This is a genomic window from Micromonospora sp. NPDC049048, assembly GCF_043197615.1.
Lineage (GTDB): Bacteria > Actinomycetota > Actinomycetes > Mycobacteriales > Micromonosporaceae > Micromonospora.
Genome location: NZ_JBICTM010000005.1, coordinates 328,728 through 345,194, shown reverse-complemented (window position 1 = coordinate 345,194; position 16,467 = coordinate 328,728). Strand labels below are relative to the sequence as shown.

Annotated in this window: 12 protein-coding genes; 9 read left to right on the top strand and 3 right to left on the bottom strand. The window is 75.0% G+C overall.

The annotated features are described in order from the left end of the window. Positions 1–3 precede the first annotated feature (3 nt). Together ACGFIG_RS18495 and ACGFIG_RS18490 are read left to right on the top strand one after the other, a co-directional pair. Positions 4–843 carry a GNAT family N-acetyltransferase gene (locus tag ACGFIG_RS18495; protein WP_393004321.1) on the top strand — a complete coding sequence of 280 codons (840 nt, stop codon included), beginning with the start codon at positions 4–6 and terminating at the stop codon, positions 841–843. 249 nt (positions 844–1,092) lie between these two features. Continuing rightward, positions 1,093–4,680: an ATP-binding cassette domain-containing protein gene (locus tag ACGFIG_RS18490; RefSeq protein ID WP_393004319.1), complete on the top strand. Its 3,588-nt coding sequence runs from the start codon at positions 1,093–1,095 to the stop codon at positions 4,678–4,680. 13 nt (positions 4,681–4,693) lie between these two features. Here the strand turns inward: ACGFIG_RS18490 and ACGFIG_RS18485 are convergent, their stop codons facing one another. The 3 genes from ACGFIG_RS18485 to ACGFIG_RS18475 all read right to left on the bottom strand — a co-directional run bounded on the left by ACGFIG_RS18485 (position 4,694) and on the right by ACGFIG_RS18475 (position 7,458). After that, entirely contained in the window at positions 4,694–5,758 is a 1,065-nt protein-coding gene (locus tag ACGFIG_RS18485) for an NADH:flavin oxidoreductase/NADH oxidase (protein WP_393004317.1), read from the bottom strand. Positions 5,759–5,846: 88 nt separating this feature from the next. Beyond that, positions 5,847–6,500 (bottom strand): DUF998 domain-containing protein, encoded by a 654-nt coding sequence (locus ACGFIG_RS18480; RefSeq protein ID WP_393004315.1) that lies wholly within the window; start codon positions 6,498–6,500, stop codon positions 5,847–5,849. Next, positions 6,493–7,458 carry a glutathione S-transferase family protein gene (locus ACGFIG_RS18475; RefSeq protein WP_393004313.1) on the bottom strand — a complete coding sequence of 322 codons (966 nt, stop codon included), beginning with the start codon at positions 7,456–7,458 and terminating at the stop codon, positions 6,493–6,495. The genes ACGFIG_RS18480 and ACGFIG_RS18475 overlap by 8 nt, the downstream gene beginning before the upstream one ends. 106 nt (positions 7,459–7,564) lie before the next feature. On the opposite strand from ACGFIG_RS18475, the gene pcaF reads away from it, so the two are divergent. From pcaF to ACGFIG_RS18440, 7 genes are all read left to right on the top strand, one after another. Continuing rightward, entirely contained in the window at positions 7,565–8,767 is a 1,203-nt protein-coding gene (pcaF, locus tag ACGFIG_RS18470) for a 3-oxoadipyl-CoA thiolase (RefSeq protein WP_393004311.1), read from the top strand. A 188-nt stretch (positions 8,768–8,955) separates the two neighbouring features. After that, a complete protein-coding gene (locus ACGFIG_RS18465; RefSeq protein ID WP_393004309.1) occupies positions 8,956–9,774 on the top strand; it encodes an SAM-dependent methyltransferase in 819 nt (272 codons plus the stop codon). Between the two features lie 4 nt (positions 9,775–9,778). Then, positions 9,779–11,953: a putative bifunctional diguanylate cyclase/phosphodiesterase gene (locus tag ACGFIG_RS18460; RefSeq protein ID WP_393004307.1), complete on the top strand. Its 2,175-nt coding sequence runs from the start codon at positions 9,779–9,781 to the stop codon at positions 11,951–11,953. After that, the gene (locus ACGFIG_RS18455; RefSeq protein ID WP_393004305.1) at positions 11,950–12,450 is read left to right on the top strand and encodes a DUF456 domain-containing protein; all 501 of its coding nucleotides are present in this window, start codon (positions 11,950–11,952) and stop codon (positions 12,448–12,450) included. Before ACGFIG_RS18460 ends, ACGFIG_RS18455 begins: the two co-directional genes overlap by 4 nt. 370 nt (positions 12,451–12,820) lie before the next feature. After that, positions 12,821–14,182 carry a glutamine synthetase family protein gene (locus ACGFIG_RS18450; RefSeq protein ID WP_393004303.1) on the top strand — a complete coding sequence of 454 codons (1,362 nt, stop codon included), beginning with the start codon at positions 12,821–12,823 and terminating at the stop codon, positions 14,180–14,182. Between the two features lie 143 nt (positions 14,183–14,325). Next, complete coding sequence (locus ACGFIG_RS18445) at positions 14,326–15,681, top strand: aldehyde dehydrogenase family protein (protein WP_393004301.1); 1,356 nt, start codon at positions 14,326–14,328, stop codon at positions 15,679–15,681. Between the two features lie 4 nt (positions 15,682–15,685). Beyond that, a complete protein-coding gene (locus tag ACGFIG_RS18440; protein ID WP_393004299.1) occupies positions 15,686–16,453 on the top strand; it encodes a 3-oxoacyl-ACP reductase in 768 nt (255 codons plus the stop codon). The last annotated feature ends 14 nt before the right edge of the window (positions 16,454–16,467 follow it).

Here is a 16,467-nt window from a genome sequence, read left to right as displayed (position 1 = left end):
ACCGTGCTGACGGTGCCGGTACGGCAACTGGGGGAGTCGGAGCGCCGCGCGGTCGAGCGGCTGCTCGACCTCGACCCGTTCGCGGGCGCGCAGGTCGCCGAGCGGGTCACCGCGCGGGGCCTGGCCTGGTGGCGTGCCGAGGGGCGGGTGCTGGGCTACGGCAGCCGCCGCAACCTGGAGTCGATCTGCTGGCTGGGCGGCAACCTCACCCCGGTGCTCGCCACCGAGCCGGCCGTCGCCGCGTACGCCGACCTGCTCGCCGGTGAGGAGCGGTTCTGCTCGTCGATCGTGGGCCGGGCCGACGCCGTGCTCGGCCTCTGGGACCGGCTCTCCGCCGTCTGGGGGCCGGCCCGGGACGTACGCCCCAACCAGCCGTTGCTGGCCACCGACGCGCTGCCGGCGCTGCGGGCGGACCCGCAGGTGCGGCGGGTGCGCGCCAGCGAGGTCGACCGGCTCTTCCCGGCGGCGGTGGCGATGTACACGGAGGAGGTCGGCGTGTCGCCGCTCGCCGACGACGGCGGTCGCGGCTACCGGCGGCGGGTCGCCGACCTGGTCCGGAGCGGCCGGGCGTACGCCCGGTTCGTCGACGGTGAGGTGGTGTTCAAGGCCGAGCTGGCGGTGGTGACCCGCCGGACCGCCCAGGTGCAGGGTGTCTGGGTGGCCCCCGCCTGGCGGGGCCGGGGCATCGCGTCGGCCGCGATGGCGGCGGTGGTGCGCGACGCGCTGCTTCAGGTCGCCCCGACCGTCAGCCTGTACGTCAACGACTTCAACCTGCCCGCCCGCCGGGTCTACGAGCGCTGCGGGTTCCGCCCCGTCGGCACGCTCGCCACGGTGCTCTTCTGAGCCACCCGGCGCTCTTCTGAGCCACCCGGCGTGGCCCTCGGCCCGCGTGGCTCTCGCCCGGAGCGGCCCTTCGGCCAACGCAGCCCTCGGCCAACGCAGCCCTCGGCCGGCGCAGCCGGCGTAGCCCCCGCCCGGAACGGCCCCCGCGCCGGTCTCCGGCCAGGTGAACGGCCGGTAAATGCGTTGAGCCGGCCGGCTCCACCGACCAGGCTGGATACTCCGCCCCCATTTGCCCGAAGGGACTTTGCCATGCGTCTGCTCCGGGACATGTGGGCCACCTCGCCCCGCCGAATGGCGATCGTGACCTGCCTGATCGTGCTCGGCGCCGGCGGTCAGGCCGCCGCCGCCGCGCTGGCCGGCCCCGTCCTGGTGCACCGCGCCGCCGGGTACTTCGCGTTGCTCGTCGTGGCGCTGGTGGCGGCCGTCCTCACCGATCTGGCGGTGAGCCTGCTGATGGCCGGGCTGACCGCCGACTGGTCCGCCGACGTCCGGCGCCGGCTGTGCCGGGTCGCGCTCGGGCAGGATCTGCCGACCCTGGAGACCACCCCCGTCGGCGAGCTGCTCGACCGCATCGACGGCGACGTCTACCAGGTCGCCGCGTCGGTGCGCAACCAGGGCGTACGGATCGCGCAGGGGTTGACCGCGGGCGTGCTGTCGACCGTCGTCGCCCTGGTGCTGTGGTGGCCGGCCGGCGTCGGGATGCTGCTGCTCACCGTGCTGCTGGCCGCCGGCCTGCGCAAGCCCACCGCGCGGATCGGCCCGGCCCGGATGGCCGAGGAGGAGGCCTGGTCCGACCTCGCCGCCGTGATGGAGGAGGCCATCCACGGCCAGGACGACGTGCGTACCAGTCTGGCCCGGCCGTACGTGCTGCGCCTCTACGCCCGGCGGGCCGCCGAGGTGCTGCGCCGGGGGGTACGGGTGTGGCGGATGTCGGCCCAGGTCACCACCGTGGCCGCCGGCGCCATCCGGGCCGGGATCGCGGCCGTGGTGCTCGGCGGTGCGTGGGCGCTGGTCACCGGCCGGGTCGACAGCGCCCGCCTCACCGCGATCTGGCTGCTCGTCGTCGGCTTCGGCATGACCGTCGAGCACGTCAGCCGGATGGTCCCCGAACTCCAGTACGCCCTCGGCGCGTGGGGACGCGTGCTGCTGCTGGCGAACTCGCCCCAGGAGCCCCGGGGCGGGGCCGCCCCGGCGGAGGGGGACCTGGTGGTGCGGGACCTCACCTTCCGCTACGCGGGTGCCGACGACGAGCGTGGGCCGGTGCTGCGCGACGTCGACCTGACCTTCACCCGGGGCCGCTCGTACGCGCTGGTCGGCCGGACCGGCTCCGGCAAGTCGACCCTGGCGAAGGTGCTCACCCGGGCCGTCGACGTGCCACGCGGGACGGTCTTCCTGGCCGGCGACGACGTGTGCGACCTCGACGTCGAGGCGTTGCGCCGATGGATCGCCGTGGTGCCGCAGCGTACCGAGATCCTCGCCGGGACCCTCGCCGAGAACGTCGCGCTGTTCGAACCGGACCTGCTCGACGCCGCCGCCCGGGCGCTGCGTGAGCTGGGGCTGGACGGCTGGATCGCCGAGCTGCCCGCCGGCCTGGACACCCGGCTGGGCGACGGCGGGCACGTGCTCTCGGCGGGCCAGGAGCAGCTGGTCGCCTTCGCCCGGATCCTGGTGCGCGACCCGCACGTGGTGATCCTCGACGAGGCCACCGCCCGCCTCGACCCGGTGACCGAGACGCGGGTGCAGCGGGCCACCGAGCGGCTGCTGCGTGACCGGATCGGCATCGTCATCGCGCACCGCCTCTCCTCCGTGCGCCGCTGCGACGAGGTGGTGGTGCTGGCCGACGGCGCGGTGGTCGAGGCCGCGCCGCTGCACGCCTCGGAACGCTTCGCCGAACTGCTCGCCACCAGCCACGCCACCGCGTACGCCCACGCGCTCCCGAGCGGCTCCGGCGGGGTCGACCTGCTGACCGGCCCGTCGGACCCGTGGCCGTCCACCGCCCCGCACGAGGCTTTCCCGCCGGCCACGCCGCCGGTGGAGACGCCGACCGCGCCGCCGGTGACCGTGGCGTCCGCCGCGCCCCCGACCGCGCCGTCGGCCAGGCCCGTCGACCCGGTGGCGGGCAGGGACGGCGGTGCCCAGGCGTCGCCGGAGCCGGCTCCCCGAGGGCTGCGCGGGCTGCGGGAGATCCTGCGGCTGTGCCTGAACGACGCCCGGTACGGGCTGGCCTCGCTCTCGCTGTTCCTGCTGATCGTGCTCCTCGGCCTGGAGGGGCCGGTGCTGCCCTGGCTCTGGGCCGACGTGGTCGACGGCACCGGCGACCCGTGGAAACCGGCGCTGGGCATCGTCGCCGGCCTGCTGGTGACCCTGCCGGTGCCGTACATCACCGGCCTGCGCTTCCCGCAGTGGTGGGTCCGGCAGATGCTGCGGATCAGCCTGCGCCTGGTGCACGGCCAGACGGGGCCCCGCCGGGTCAGCCGGCACACGCCGGCGGAGGTGGTGGCCCAGGGCGGCGACACCGAACGCGTGGTGCAGCTCGCCGACAACCTGATGGACCAGGGGATCTCGCTGCTGCTCCTGGTCACGATGACCGCCGTCACCGGCAGCGTGGTGCCGGGGCTGTTCTTCGCGGGCACGATGCTGGTCTCCGGGCTGGCCGCGATGCTGTTCGGCCCCCACCTGGAACGGTGCGCCCGGGCCACCGTCGCGGCACGGGCCGCGTTCGCCACCGCCCTGGTCTCCTCGCTGTCGGCCGCCCGTACGGTCAAACTCGCCGGGGCCACCCGCCCGGTGCTGCGTCACCTGGCCGACCTCGACGTGGTGCGCAGCGACCGGCAACGCCGGGAGATCTCGGTGCAGGTCTGGTCCCGGTCGACCCCGTCGCTGGTCAGCGGCCTGCTGCCGATCGGCGCGTGGGCGCTCTTCCTGGCCGGGCAGCTGTCGGCCGGCGCCACGCTGGTCGCGGTGGCCACCCTGGCCGCCGCCCGGTGGTTCGCCTGGACGACGGCGTCGCTGATCTCACAGGTCCCGTCGGCGCGGGTGTGGACCGGGCGCACGGTGGCCATGGCCGGCGTGGAGGCGTACTCGGCGCCGGTGCCGGAGGTGGACCTCGGCGCCGGGACCGCCCCGGCACCCGTCGTGCCGACCCGGCACCCGCTGCGCCGGCTGGAGCTGACCGGCTTCGGCGTCCGGCACACCGACGGGACGGTGGCCGTACGCGACGTCGACCTGACGGTGGAACGCGGCCAGCTGGTGCTGGTCGTGGGGCCGGTCGGCTCGGGCAAGTCGTCGCTGCTGCGGGCGCTGGCCGGCATCGCCCCGCACACCGGCCGGCTGACCTGGAACGGCGACCCTGTCACCGAGCCGGAGCTGTTCCTGCGCCCCCACCAGGTGGGTTACGTCGGTCAGCTGCCACGGGTGCTCTCCGGCACGGTGGCGGACAACATCACCCTCGGCCACCAGGTGGACGCCGCGGCGGCGGTGTCCACCGCCCAGCTGGACCACGACCTGGCGGCGGCCGGCGGCGGGCTCGGGCTGCTGATCGGGCACAAGGGCACCCGCCTGTCGGGCGGGCAGTTGCAGCGCCTGGCGCTGGCCCGGGCGCTCGCCCCGCGTACCGAGCTGCTGGTGGCCGACGACGTCTCCTCGGCGCTGGACGTCACCACCGAGCTGGCGTTGTGGGAGGCGCTGCGCGAGCACGGGGTGACGGTGGTGGGCTCGACCTCGAAGCGGGCCGCCCTGGTCCGGGCCGACCACGTCGTGGTGCTGTCCTCCGGCACGGTGGCCGCCCAGGGACCCTGGCGCGACCTCGAACCACACTGGTCCCACCTGGCCGGCTGACCCGTCCCGAGGGTCAGGCGCGGGCGTACTGGGCCGGCCAGGTGGGGGTGGCGCGGAGCTTGGCGGCGGCCCGGTGCGGCCAGTACGGGTCGCGTAGCAGTTCCCGCCCGAGCAGGACCAGGTCGGCGTCACCGGACGCGACGATCTCCTCGGCCTGCTCCGGCTCGACGATCAGGCCGACCGCGCCGGTCGCCACGCCCGCCTCCCGGCGCACCCGGGCGGCCAGCGGCACCTGGTAGCCCGGGCCGACCGGGATGGTCGCGGTGGGCGACGCGCCGCCCGAGGAGCAGTCGACCAGGTCCACCCCGGCGGCGGCCAGCTCGCCGGCGAGCACCACGCTGTCGTCGGCCGTCCAGCCCGCCGGATCCCAGTCGGTGGCCGAGATGCGGGTCAGCACGGGCACGTGCTCGCCGACCGCCGCGCGGACCGCCCGTGCCACCGCCAGGGTCAGCCGCATCCGGCCGGAGCGGTCTCCGCCCCAGCCGTCGTCGCGGTGGTTGGTGAGCGGGGAGAGGAACTCGTGCAGCAGGTAGCCGTGCGCGGCGTGGATCTCCACGGCGGCGAAGCCGGCGTCGACCGCCCGCCCGGCCGCCGCCGCGAACGCCTCGACGACGCCCGCGATGCCCGCCTCGTCCAGCGCGGTCGGCACCCGGTAGCCGGCGACGAACGGCGCGGAGCCCGGGCCGACCGGCGTCCAGCCGCCCTCGGCGTCGGGCACCCCGCCGCGCCGGGGCGCCCACGGCCGGTACGTCGACGCCTTGAATCCGGCGTGCGCGAGCTGCACGACCGGCGTGGCGCCGTGCGCGGCGACGAACGCGGTCACCGGCCGCCAGGCGTCGACGTGCGCGCCCGACCAGAGCCCGGTGTCCTGCGGGCTGATCCGTCCCTCGGGCAGTACGGCGGTGGCCTCGGTCATCACCAGGCCGACGCCGCCGACCGCCCGGGCGCCGAGGTGCACCAGGTGCCAGTCGGTGGGCAGGCCGTCCGGGCTGGCCGTGTACTGGCACATCGGCGCCAGGGCGATCCGGTTGGGCAGGGTCACGCCGCGCAGGGTCAGCGGGGTGAACAGGACACTCATGTGGTCATCCTCTCCGGGGGTGGAAGGGCACCGGTGCGGGGCCCCTCCCGGCTCGTCGGGTCGTGCTGTGCTCCTGCCCCACCGGGCGTCAACCGGGTGCCCTCGCCCGCCGGCGCAGGGCGACGACGGTCGCGGTGGCCGCGCCCCAGAGGACGGCCACCAGCAGCAACAGCCGTTCCAGGACCGCGATCAGGCCGCCGCGCCCGACCGTGACGAGCGCCACGGCGGTCGCGCCCGCCAACGGCAGGGCCACCGCCAGGGCCACCACGGCGAGCCGGCGCAGCACCGGCTCGGCGGCCCGGGTGAGCGCGATCGCCAGCATCGCGAGGACCACCGCGGCCACCGCGAGGATGCTCGCCGCGCCGTGCACCAGGTCCGCCGTGGTCGCCTGCTCGAACGGCGGCAGCGGGCAACCGGCGCTGCACGTCACCGCCCCGGAGACCAGCGCGAAGACGCTGCCGACCGCGAGCAGCCCGGCCGCCGCCCGCAGCGCCGGGGGCAGCGCCGCCGCGAGCAGCAGCAGGCCGGCAGCCAGGGCGAAGACCCCGATCCGGTACGCGGGCGCGTACGCGCTGTCGGTGACGCCCGCCTCGCTGACGTACCCGGTCAGGCCCGGCCCGGGACCGGCGACCACGGCGACCGTCACCGCGACCGCGCCCCCGACGACGCAGCCGGCCGAGGCCGACGCGGCGGCGGCCCGGGGTGGTGCGGCGCGCGGGTCGGCCCGGGGCGGCTCAGCCACGCCCGTGCGGCGTCGTCCAGCCGGAGGTGTCGGGCCCCAGCGGGACGATCCCCGTCGGGTTGATCGCCCCGTGGGTGCCGTAGTAGTGCCGCTTGATGTGGTCGAAGTCGACCGTCTCGCCGAAGCCCGGGGTCTGGAACAGGTCCCGGGCGTACGCCCACAGCACCGGCATCTCGGTGAGCTTGTGCCGGTTGCACTTGAAGTGCCCGTGGTACGCCACGTCGAAGCGGATCAGGGTGGTGAACAGCCGCACGTCGGCCTCGGTGATCGCGTCGCCCATCAGGTAGCGCCGGCCCGCCAGCCGTTCCGACAGCGCGTCGAGGCGGGCGAAGAGGGCCGTGAACGCCTCGTCGTACGCGGCCTGCGAGGTGGCGAAGCCGCACCGGTAGACGCCGTTGTTGACGTCGCGGTGGATCTCCGCCATCAGGGCGTCCAGCTCCGGGCGCAGCTCGACCGGGTAGAGGTCCGGTGCGTCCGGCTTGTGCAGCCCGCGCCACTCGGTGGAGAGGTCGAGGGTGAGCTGCGGATAGTCGTTGGTGACCACCCGCCCGGTGAGCGTGTCGACCAGCGCCGGCACGGTGACCCGACCCGTGTAGTCGGGATCGGTGGCGAGGTACGCCTCGGAGAGGAAGCCGATGCCGAGCACCGGGTCGAACCCGTCGGGGTCGAGGGCGAACCGCCAGCCCCGCTCGTCGCGGATCGGGTCCACCGTGCCGAGGGAGATCGCGTCCTCCAGACCGAGCAGGCCGCGTACGATCCGGGCCCGGTGTGCCCACGGGCAGGCCCGGCACCAGATCAGCCGGTAGCGGCCCGGCTCCAGCGGCCACCGGTCCTGCGCGTCCGGCCCGCCACCGGGCGGCGAGTCGGAGTCCACGGTGACCCTCCCGGTGAACCGGTTGGGTTGGCGGACGAACTCGCCGCCGCCGCTGGTCTCTGCGCTGAACTGGGGCCGGGCCATGCCGCCAACCTATCCGCTGCGGGCACGGATATCCTGGCGGCCGGGTGTCCCCCGGGACCCGGGCCGCCCGCCCCGCCCCTTCCCCCACCCCCGAAGGATCGCGTCGATGACCGTGGCTTACCTGGTGGCCGGTGTCCGCACCCCGATCGGCCGGTACGCCGGCGCCCTCGCCGCCGTCCGCCCCGACGACCTGGCCGCGCACGTGATCCGCGAGCTGGTCGCCCGGCACCCGTCGGTGGACTGGGCGCGCGTCGACGACGTGATCCTGGGCTGCGCCAACCAGGCCGGCGAGGACAACCGCAACGTGGCCCGGATGGCGGCGCTGCTCGGCGGGCTGCCCGAGGCGGTGCCCGGCAGCACGGTCAACCGGCTCTGCGGCTCCGGCCTGGACGCCCTCGCCACCGCGGCCCGCTCCGTTGTGGCCGGCGAGGCGGACCTCGTGGTGGCCGGCGGGGTGGAGAGCATGAGCCGCGCCCCGTTCGTGCTGCCCAAGGCGGCCACCCCGTTCTCCCGCACCGCCGAGGTCTACGACACCACCATCGGCTGGCGGCTGGTCAACCCGCTGATGGAGAAGCACTGGGGCATCGACTCCATGCCGGAGACGGCGGAGAACGTCGCCGCCGAGTACGGCGTCGGCCGCGCCGAGCAGGACGAGTTCGCGTACCGGTCGCAGCAGCGGGCCGCGAAGGCGCAGGCCGCCGGCCGGTTCGCCGAGGAGATCGTGGGGGTGACCGTGCCGGCGGGCCGGCGCGAGACCAGGCTCGTCGAGGTCGACGAGCACCCCCGGGAGACCTCACTGGAGAAGCTCGCCGCGCTGCCCACCCCGTTCCGCGAGGGCGGCACGGTGACCGCCGGCAACTCCTCGGGCGTCAACGACGGCGCGGTGGCGCTGCTGGTCGCCTCCGAGGCGGCGGTGGCCCGCTACGACCTCACCCCGCTGGCCCGCGTCGCCGGCGCCGCCTCGGCCGGCGTACCGCCACGGGTGATGGGGGTGGGCCCGGTGCCGGCCACCCGCAGGCTGCTCGACCGCCTCGGCCTCGGTCTCGACGCCGTCGACGTGATCGAGCTGAACGAGGCGTTCGCCGCGCAGTCCGTCGCGGTGCTGCGCGAGCTGGGCCTGCCCACCGACGCCGAGCACGTCAACCCGAACGGCGGGGCGATCGCGCTCGGGCACCCGCTCGGCGCCAGCGGCGCCCGCCTCGCCCTGACGGCCGCCATCGAGCTGCGCCACCGGGGTGGCCGGCGCGCGCTGGCCACCATGTGCGTCGGGGTCGGGCAGGGCATCTCCCTCCTCCTCGAAGCCGCCTGACCCCCGGGCGGCACCGGAGCGGCGGCGGCACCGACGAAGTGGGTCATGGGACCTCCCGGAGCGTGGAGTTCGCGGCCTAGAGTGGTGAGCACCACACGATCCGCGGGTCGGTCGGCGTGCCGCGCGTGCCCGCACGCGCCCCGACGCCGGCTCCCTCCCGCACCGCGGCGACGACTTGGGGTGCAGCAGTGCAGATGCCGGACGGACTTCCCGCCGAGATCGACCTCTCCCGGCCGAGCGCGGCCCGGGTCTACGACTACTTCCTCGGCGGGGCGCACAACTTCGAGATCGACCGGCAGCTCGCCGAGCAGATCGCCAGCATGACCCCGAACCTGGCGGCGACCATGCGTGCCGGCCGGGAGTTCCTGCGCCGCGCCGTGCGTACGCTGCTCGACGCCGGCATCGACCAGTTCCTCGACATCGGCTCGGGCATCCCCACCGTCGGCAACGTGCACGAGGTCGCCCAGGCGGCCAACCCGAAGGCCCGGGTGGTCTACGTCGACATCGACCCGGTCGCCGTGGCGCACAGCCGGGAGCTGCTCGCCGGCGACGAACTGACCGGGGTGATCCACGCCGACCTGCGGGAGCCGGAGCGGATCCTGGCCGGAGCCCGCGACCTCGGGCTGCTCGACTTCGACCGGCCGCTGGGCATCCTGCTCGCGGGGGTGGTGCACTTCATCCCGGACGCCGACCGCCCCGGTGACATCCTGGCCACCCTCCGGGCCGCCGCGGCCCCGGGCAGTCATCTGGTCGTCTCGCACTCCACGTTCGAGGACCAGCCGCAGGAGATGCTCGACGCGCAGCGCCTCTCGGCGCGCACCGACACCGAGATCACGCTGCGCTCCCGGGCCGAGGTGACGAGCTTCTTCGGCGACTGGACGCTGCTGGAGCCGGGCGTGGTGCACATGCCGCTGTGGCGGCCCGACTCGCCCTCCGACGTGGACGAGCACCCGGAGCGGTTCGGCGCCTTCGGCGGCGTCGCCCGGTACGACCTGCCCGCCGCCTGATCCGATGGCCGCCGTCCCGGAGCCCGGCGGCGACGACCTCAGCCGGTCGGGCGCCCAGCGCTACGCGGCCGAGTGGGCGCGGGCGGTGCGCCGGCTCGGTTTCGTGCCGCTCAGCGCGGCCGAGACGGAGCGCCTGCTGCACCTGCACACCGTCCGGCTGGCCGAGGCGCTGCTGGCCGAGCCGTTCTCGGCCCTGCCGGCGGAGGAGGTGGGGCGGGCACTGGTCGAGGAGCACCTGACCGAGCCCCGGGTGCTCGACTGGTCGGTGCAGGCGCTCGGCCACCGGTTCCCGGCCCGGGTGCTGCCGGGCCGGGCCCACCGGGGCGAGACGGCACAACGGGTCGCGGCCTTGCAGGGCGGGCTCGCGGCCGGCTTCGCCCGGGCCCTGCGCGAGCGCACCTTCGCCCAGCAGGAGCGGATCGCCCGCTCGGCCTGGCAGGCCCGTGACGAGGTGGAGCAGGCCCTGCGCGACAGCGAGGCCCGGTTCCGGGCGGTCTTCGTGGGGGCCGCCACGGGGATCGGCATCGCCGGCGTCGACGGCCAGATCATCGACGTCAACCAGGCGTTCGCGGGCATGCTGGGCTACTCGATCCAGGAGCTGCGGCAGACCAACGTGGCCGCGCTGTTCCATGCCGACGACGCGGCGGGCATGTGGGAGCTCTACCAGGAGCTGATCGAGGGCAAGCAGGACCGGGCCCGGGTGGAGAAGCGCTACTACCGCAAGGACGGCAGCGTGGTCTGGACGGACCTGTCCGTCTCGCTGATCCGCCACGACGACGGCCGGCCCCGGTTCACCGTGGCGATGATCGAGGACATCACCGAGCGGTACGAACTCCAGCAGCGGCTGCGCTTCCAGGCGCTGCACGACCCGCTCACCGGCCTGCCCAACCGGACCCTGTTCTTCGAGACGCTGGGCCGGGTCCTCGACGGCGCCGACGCCGCCCACCGGGTCGGGGTCTGCTTCCTCGACCTGGACGGCTTCAAGGCGATCAACGACAGCCTCGGCCACGACCTCGGCGACCGGCTGCTCGTGGTGATCGCCGAGCGGCTCGCCGACTGTGTCGCCGGGCGGGGCCACCTCGTGGCCCGGATGGGCGGCGACGAGTTCGTCATCCTGGTCGACGACGGCGCCGGCATCGACGACGCGGTCGAGGTCGCCCAGATGGCCCTGGCCGCGGTCTCCGTCCCGGTCCGCATCGGCGAGCACCAGGTCGCGGTGTCGGCGAGCGTCGGCGTCGTCGAGTGCCCCGCCAGCGCGACGAGCGCCTCGGAGCTGATGAAGGCCGCCGACACCACGCTCTACTGGGCGAAGGCGGAGGGGCGGGGCCGGTGGGCGGTCTACGACCCGGAGCGCGGCGCCCGGGACATCGCCCGCTCCGCCCTCGCCGCCGGGCTGCCGGCGGCGCTGGACCGGGGCGAGTTCGTCGTGCACTACCAGCCGATCGTGTCCCTGTTGGAGGGCTCGACGCTGGCCGTCGAGGCGCTGGTCCGGTGGCAGCACCCGGAGCTGGGCCTGATCGGGCCGGACCGGTTCATCGGGCTGGCCGAGGAGACCGGCCTGATCGTCCGGCTGGGCGAGTGGGTGCTGCGGCAGGCCTGCCGGGACGCGGAGGCGTGGCGGCGGGAGTTCCCCCGCGCCGGGCTGGTGGTCAGCGTCAACCTGGCCGCAAGGCAGGCCGACGATCCGGGGATCGTCGACACCGTCGCCGACGCGCTGGCCTCCACCGGGCTGCCGGCGGACCTGCTGCAACTGGAGCTGACCGAGAGCGCGGTGATGGGCACCGCCGGGGAGCCGCTGCGGTCGCTGCACCGGCTGGCCGCCCTCGGCGTACGGATGGCGATCGACGACTTCGGCACCGGCTACTCCAACCTGGCGTACCTGCGCCGGTTGCCGATCCACTGCCTGAAGCTGGCCGGGCCGTTCGTCGAGGGCATCCGGGGCGCGGACGCCGGGGCGGTGGCCGACCACCGGGACGAGCGGATCGTGGACGCGCTGGTCCGGCTGGCGCACGCGCTGGAGCTGTGGGTCACCGCCGAGGCGGTGGAGACCGGGGTGCAGGCGGAGCGGCTGCGCGCGCTGCGTTGCGACAGCGGGCAGGGGCTGTTCTTCGGCCCGCCCGCCCCGGCGGCGGAGATCACCGCCCGGCTGCGCACCGAGGAGCAGGAGACGACGGCATGAGCCTGACGGACAGCGAGGCGGCGGTCGCCGTACTCGCCGGGTTGGCGATCGTCGCCGGGCTCGCCGGGGTGGTGGTGCCCGGCCTGCCGGCGCTGCCGCTGTGCTGGGGCGGGGTGCTCGTCTGGGCGGTCTTCGGCGGCGCCGGGCCCGGCCGCTGGGCGGTGCTCGCCGCCGCGACCGTGGTCGTCGCCGGCGGCACGGTCGTCAAGTACGCCTGGCCGGGGCGGAACCTGAAACGCACGGGGGTGCCGACCTCGTCGCTGCTGGCCGGTGGCCTGCTGGGGCTGGTCGGCTTCTTCGTGATCCCGGTGATCGGGCTGGTGCTCGGCTTCGTCGGCGGGGTGTGGGCGGCGGAGCGGCTGCGGCTGGGCGACTCCCGGCTGGCCTGGCCGGCGACGAAGCAGGCAGTGGCGGCGGCGGGCCTGGCCATGCTGGTCGAGTTCCTCGCCGGCCTGCTCGTGGCGGCGCTCTGGGTGGTGGGACTGACGCTCGCCTGAACCCGTGCGGTGGCTCGGGTGGACCGGTGCGGTGCGGTGCGGACGGCGCGGGGCGGGCGTCGGTACGGCGCAGCGCCGTACGGGTGAGAGAGAGGTGACGTGCCCCGCGCCGCCGCGTGCCGGGCGGTCCGAGCGCCCGGCGGTGGCCCGTCGCGATCGGGCCTGGTCACGGGCTCAAGCATGCGGTCCACGCGCCCGCACGGCAACGCAATTTGCCCGGCTCGGCCGGCCCGCCCCACCGGCGGCCGGCAGGTCGGGCGGCTGCGGTGTGCGGCAGGTCCGGCGGCCCCGGGGCGGTTGCCGGGATGCCGGGCAGGGCATTGACGGTCGACCGGTTCAGCCAGTAGACCTTGGTGATGGAGGCCCGCCGATGAGGAAAGCTCCGCTCACGTTGGAACAGCTGCGGGTCGCCGTCGCCGAGGGCGAGATCGACACCGTCGTGCTGGCCCTGGTGGACATGCAGGGCCGGTTGCAGGGCAAGCGGTTCCACGCGCCCTACTTCCTCGACGAGGTGGCCGCGCACGGCAGTGAGGGCTGCGACTACCTGCTGGCCGTGGACGTCGACATGAACACCGTCGACGGGTACGCGATGTCGAGCTGGGACCGCGGCTACGGCGACTTCGCCATGGTGCCGGACCTCGACACGCTGCGCCCGGTGCCCTGGCAGCCGGGCTCCGCACTGCTCCTGGCCGACCTGGCCTGGCCGGACGGCTCCCCGGTCGTCGCCTCGCCCCGGCAGATCCTGCGCCGCCAGCTCGACCGGCTGGCCGCGCACGGGCTGACCGCGTACGCCGGCACCGAGCTGGAGTTCGTGCTGTTCCGCGACTCGTACGAGGAGGCGTGGCGGCGCGGCTACCGCGACCTGACCCCGGCGAACCAGTACAACGTGGACTACTCCCTGCTCGGCACGGCCCGGGTGGAGCCGCTGCTGCGCCGCATCCGGCGGGAGATGGCCGGGGCGGGGCTCACCCCGGAGAGCGCGAAGGGGGAGTGCAACCTCGGCCAGCACGAGATCGCCTTCCGCTACGACGAGGCGGTGGCCTGCGCCGACCACCACGTGATCTACAAGAACGGGGCGAAGGAGATCGCCGCCCAGGAGGGCATGTCGATCACCTTCATGGCCAAGCCGAACGCGCGCGAGGGCAACTCCTGCCACATCCACTTCTCGCTGCGCGACGCCGACGGCCGCTCGGCGATGCTCGGCGACGGGCCGGCGCACCTGTCGACGACCGGGCAGCGGGTGCTGGCCGGGCTGCTGGCCACCATGCGCGAGTTCAGCCTCCTGTTCGCGCCGAACATCAACTCGTACAAGCGCTACCAGCCCGGGTCGTTCGCGCCCACCGCGCTGCGCTGGGGCACGGACAACCGCACCTGCGCGCTGCGGCTGGTCGGGCACGGGCAGGGCATGCGGGTGGAGAACCGGGTGCCGGGCGCGGACGTCAACCCGTACCTGGCGATCGCGGCGCTCGTCGCCGGTGCCGTGCACGGCATCGAGCGGCAGCTGGAGCTGGGCGAGGAGTGCACCGGCAACGCGTACGACGACCCGGCCGCCGAGCGCGTCCCCGGCACGCTGCGCGACGCGCTGGCCCTCTGGGAGGGCTCGACGCTGGCCGCCGGGGCGTTCGGCGACGAGGTGCACGCGCACTACGCCAACCAGGCACGAGTCGAACTGACGGCCTTCGACGCCGCCGTCACGGACTGGGAACTCCGCCGTGGCTTCGAACGCCTCTGACCCCTCCGCCCGGCCCCGGGCCCCGCTGCCGGTCGATCATGCGGTTCCGGTGGGCGGTCGAGGATGATCGGCGGCTTTGATGCGGCACCACAACTGCATGATCGACGCCGCCTGGGGCGGGGCGGCGGGAGGGAGGGTGGGACGTGAGTGAGGTGGTGGATCCGGCCACCGGGGAGGTCGTGGGGCGCGTCGCCGCCACGTCGCTCGCCGAGGTCGACGCGGCGATCGCGCGGGCGGACGCGGCCTTCGTACGCTGGCGCGCGGTGACGCCCGGGGAGCGGGCGCGGGTGTTGCGGCGCTTCGCGGCGGTGGTCGACGCGCACCTGGAGGAGCTGGCGCGGCTGGAGGTGCGCAACTCGGGGCACACCATCGGCAACGCGCGGTGGGAGGCGGGCAACGTCCGCGACGTCCTCGACTACTACGCGGGCGCGCCGGAGCGGCTGACCGGACGGCAGATCCCGGTGCCGGGCGGGCTGGACGTGACGTTCCACGAGCCGCTCGGCGTGGTCGGCGTGATCGTGCCCTGGAACTTTCCGATGCCGATTGCCGCCTGGGGTTTCGCGCCGGCGCTCGCGGCCGGCAACACCGTGCTGCTCAAGCCCGCCGAGCTGACCCCGCTGACCGCGCTGCGCCTGGCCGAGCTGGCCCGCGAGGCGGGCCTGCCCGACGACGTGTTCACCGTCCTGCCGGGCGCCGGATCCGTGGTGGGCGAACGGTTCGTCACCCATCCCGCCGTACGGAAGGTCTGCTTCACCGGCTCCACGGAGGTGGGCACCCGGATCATGGCCGGCTGCGCGGCGCAGGTGAAGCGGCTGACCCTGGAGCTGGGCGGCAAGAGCGCCAACGTCGTCTTCGCCGACGCCGACCTGGAGCGCGCGGCGGCCACCGCCCCGTACGCCGTCTTCGACAACGCCGGCCAGGACTGCTGCGCCCGGTCGCGGATCCTGGTCCAGCGGCCGGCGTACGACCGGTTCCTGGAGTTGCTCGAACCGGCGGTGCGCGCGCTGCGGGTGGAGGACCCGGCGCGGGAGACCGCCGAGATGGGGCCGCTCATCTCCGCCGCCCAGCGGGACCGGGTGGCCGGGTACGTCGACGGGGCGAACGTCGCCTTCACCGGCTCCCGCCCCGACGGGCCCGGCTTCTGGCACGCCCCGACCGTGCTGCTCGCCGACTCGCCCGCCGACCGGCACTGGCGCGAGGAGATCTTCGGCCCCGTCGTCTCGGTGCTCCCGTTCGACGACGAGGCCGACGCGATCCGCCTCGCCAACGACACCGAGTACGGGCTCTCCGGCTCGATCTGGACCCGGGACGTGGGCCGGGCGGTGCGGATGGCGCGGGCCGTGGAGGCGGGCAACCTCAGCGTCAACTCGCACTCCTCGGTGCGGTACTGGACCCCGTTCGGCGGGATGAAGCGCTCCGGGCTGGGCCGCGAGCTGGGCCCGGACGCGCTGCACGCCTTCACGGACGTCAAGAACGTGTTCATCGCGACGGAGGAGTGATCAGGTGCGGGGTCGACTTGAGGACCGGGTGGCCGTGGTCACCGGAGCGGGCAGCGGGATCGGGCTGGCCACCGTGCGGCGCTTCTCCGCCGAGGGGGCCCGGGTGGTCTGCGTGGACGTCGACCCGGAGGCGGGTGGGCGGGCCGCCGAGGAGGTCGGCGGGGAGTTCGTCGCCACGGACGTCGCCGACGAGGCGGCCGTACGGGACCTCTTCGACGGGGTGGCCGAGCGGCACGGGCGCATCGACGTGGCGTTCAACAACGCCGGCATCTCCCCGCCGGAGGACGACTCCATCCTGACCACCGGGCTGGACGCCTGGGAGCGGGTGCTGCGGGTCAACACCACGAGTGTCTACCTCTGCTGCAAGCACGTCATCCCGCACATGCGCCGGCAGGGCAAGGGCTCGATCATCAACACCGCGTCGTTCGTGGCGCTGATGGGGGCGGCCACCTCGCAGATCGCGTACACGGCGAGCAAGGGCGGGGTGCTGGCGATGACCCGGGAACTGGGCGTGCAGTTCGCCCGGGAGGGCATCCGCGTCAACGCGCTCTGCCCCGGCCCGGTCGCCACCCCGCTGCTGCTGGAACTCTTCGCCGCCGACCCCGAGCGCGCCGCCCGCCGGTTGGTGCACGTGCCGATGGGGCGGTTCGGGAAACCGGAGGAGATCGCCGCCGCGGTGGCGTTCCTGGCCAGCGACGACTCGTCCTTCATGACCGCCGCCCAGTTCGTCGTGGACGGCGGCATCACGGGCGCGTACGTCACCCCGCTCTGAGCCGGCCGCTGGTC